The 3,426-nt window shown below is 56.1% G+C and carries 1 protein-coding gene; it reads left to right on the forward strand.

The window, feature by feature from the left end:
- Window positions 1-823 precede the first annotated feature (823 nt).
- Window positions 824-3,426: YPDG domain-containing protein (locus HMPREF2678_RS02665; RefSeq protein ID WP_210382692.1), on the forward strand; the 2,603-nt coding region annotated here is incomplete at its 3' end.

Raw genomic sequence — 3,426 nt, forward strand, 5'->3', positions numbered from 1 at the left:
CAAGCGTTACACCACACTAAGGGACGCAACCCACACTTTTTGCTACTTAACCCGCTGTTTGTGCGTCAGGGTGGCTGCGGGGTCTCGATCTCAGGGGAGACGGTACCGGTGGCACCCTTCGGCACAGCCTGAAGATCAGCTTAAGGTTTCGGGGGTGTTTGGGGGGTAAATGACGGAAATCATAAGGAACTTTATATCGAGCAAACCTATCAATATATCCCGTTCTATCCTGCTAGTGCGCGGAAGTTGTCTCAAGGTTCAGCTTGCAGGAATTGCAGTGAGCTGCATCTGTGTAGTGCACCGTCTTAGCGGTTGATGTTGGAGGGTGGCCTTGGGGGGGTAAAAGTACTCTAAAAGAATTCCAATTAAATGGAGGCGTATTATTGCCACCCTAAAATGAGCTCGTAAGCCATGGTCGGCGTTCAAGTTTCTAGTTGTTATTCCCCTGAGGATAATATCGGTATGTTTGTCGCTACGAGTGGAGTTAATGAATAAAGGCGGCCCTTTCTTATTGCAATGTCTGGATGTGGAAAGGGTTTTATCTGGAGGGAAGGTCAAAGCGTAAGAGCATCAGGGCTTGATGTCTCTAAGGGGCTAGCATCGATAGGAATCATCAATCACGCGCCTGAATTAAGGTTCAGATTTAGGAGTAGAAGTCGCGCTCTTCACAAATAGGGAATAAGGTTCCGTAAAGAGACTTGCGCGCGCGTGCAAACACCGTTTTCACGGATCTGTTGTCGGGTGCGAAAGTCATGACGGGGGCCTACCCGGCATGGGTGAGCCTCAAGCGAACTTAAAGAAGTCTTTGGAAAGGACTTAACTCATGTCGAACTTGCGCGGACGTCTCATCCGTACTGGTTTCGGGGCTAAGGCCCTCGGCTTTAAGAACAACAGCATGAAGTCCATCGCGGCCGCTGGTGCTGTGCTGGCTCTGGCTACCACCGGCACAGTCGTTGTGCAGACCCAGACGGCGCCGGCTGCGGTCGCGCAGCAGGATCAGCCGGCTGCCGATGCTCCGGCAGCTGGTTCTGGCAAGGACAAGGCCATTCACTCCCCGGGCAAGGCTAGCCAGAAGGGCACCATCTCCGGTTCCGTTAAGGAAATTGTAGAGGCCAAGGTTGGCTTCGGAGCAGTCCAGGCCTCCGGTAATCCGCTGAAGGGCGTCAAGGTCTACGCCCAGTGGTACGAGGGTGCAAACACTCAGCACTCCTCACCGGTGTACTACGTCGAATCTGATGAAAACGGCAACTTCTCCATCAATATGGCGCCGTACACCGACGCGCGCGGCGTAACGCGTACCTTCGAGGCTGATGCATCTGTTGGTGAGACCATCCGGCAGCGAGACCATAAGCGCGAGAAGATCCGCGTCTGGACGGAACTTCCGGCTGACATGACGGACAAGTATCGTCTGGTGCACCAGCCAGCGGCTGGTATCTTCCCGGGCATCGGCGCTAACACCACTCCGACGACTCAGGCTGATGGCAAATGGGGCGGCAACAAGATCACGGGTATGACCATCCAGTACGCCCAGAAGGACAAGCTGCCGCAGCACCTTCCCGATAACAAGCGGGTAGAAAGCACCGGAAAGGGTGGCAACGATGGCACCTACGCCGGTCGGGCTTTCTGGAACCTTGACGTTCTGCAGGGTGCTCTGAACCACAACACCGTGAATGCCTTTGGTGGCAAGGATGTTCCTGCTGCTGGGCTGAAAGTCGTTGGCTCCTACCTCACCGATGACGCGGTGAAGAAGATTGAGGAGTACGCGAAGGCCAACTTCGCGGGCAAGACCCTGCGTGGTAAGGGCTGGACTGTTGAGGATGAGCAGGGCCTGCAGCGCTGGATTAACAAGCAGGTGGCAGCGGATCCAGAAGGCTGGATCGCAGAAACCATGACCACCACCACCGGTGCTAATGGTAAGTTCGAGCTGCGCTGGAAGGGTATCTACGGCTATGACCACAAGACGCGTGGACTTGTGCCGGAGGACAAGTTTGGCAAGCTGGCCGGATCCCATGATGAGGGATCTTGGGCTAACGGTAACGCCAGGTCCAAGCACGTCAACATGCACTGGAGCTACGTCAGCATTCTCGGCAAGGACGGCAAGCCACTGCCGGACAACATCGGTACGCTGTACCCGTGGTCCCTTGGTCAGTGGGCGGGCCCGGGCTTCGGTGCTGATCTGAATGCTGGTGCTAACGCGCAGCTCTTCGGTGGCGACGGCGCCCTCATCGGTAACACTACTGATAGCTACACGGGTTGGAACATCGCGCTTGCTCCGCAGGCCCTGAAGTTCGATGTGGTCGACAAGAACACCACCGACAACTGGGCGATGATTAGCGACAAGGTCCAGACCGACACTGCCGGCCTGCCGATTGGGGACAACCTGAACTACTACATCGAGTGGGTCGACAAGAACGGCAAGGTCGTTAAGACGTGTGAGACTGCTAAGCCAGACTCCGCGACCAAGATCCCGAGCTGTGAGCTCGAGGTTCCAAAGGATGCGCAGACCGGTGACACGTTCACCGCTCGTTTGAAGGTTGCTGACGGTGATACGGATCCGAAGAACGACCTTGTTCTCGCGCAGGACGCTTTCGCTGTCGCGCGCGATTACCTTGCGTACGACCCGAAGGATGCCAAGCCTAAGGAAGAGGCTACTTCGGAGCCGAAGTTCAACAACCCGGCTACCAAGGAAGTCGAAGAGAAGAAGCCTGAAAAGGCCAAGTTCGAACTTGGCCAACTGCCTGAGGGCGTCACTGCAGATCAGGTCAAGGTTGACCCTGCGACCGGTGTAGTGACCTTCACTCCGAAGGATGACCAGGTTGGAAAGACTTTCAAGTTCCCAGTCGTGATGCGCGATGAGGCTCTGCGGGTCCCGGTTCTCGACGAAAACGGCGATCCGGTACCTGGCCAGACCCAGGGTCGCTTCGTTGCCCGCGCCGACGCTACCTTCAAGGTCAAGGGCGAGGATACCAAGCAGAACGACGAGTTCGAGCCGAAGTACGAGGACAAGCTGGTTGTTCCGGGTGAGGAGACGAAGTCTTCCCCGACCTTCACTGGTAAGGACGGCAAGGACGCCGAGGCTCCTGAGGGCTCGAAGTTCAAGATCACTGACGGCTTCACTGCTCCTGAGGGCTACGAGGTCAAGATCGACGAGAACACCGGTGAGATCACGGTGACCTTCCCGGACAAGTCCAAGCTGAACAAGGACACCGTTGAGGAGTTCGATGTTCCTGTTACGGTGACCTACCCTGATGGTTCCAAGGATGACGCTAAGGCGAAGTTCAAGCTGGATACCGATGGCGATGGTAAGCCTGACACCGAGGATGAAGACGACGATAACGACGGCATCCCGGATGGCGACGACAGCAACCCGAAGATTCCGAACCAGAACACGGAGTTCGAGCCTGGTTATAAGGATGGTTCTGGTAA

It is taken from the genome of Corynebacterium sp. HMSC058E07, assembly GCF_001809885.1.
GTDB lineage: Bacteria > Actinomycetota > Actinomycetes > Mycobacteriales > Mycobacteriaceae > Corynebacterium > Corynebacterium macclintockiae.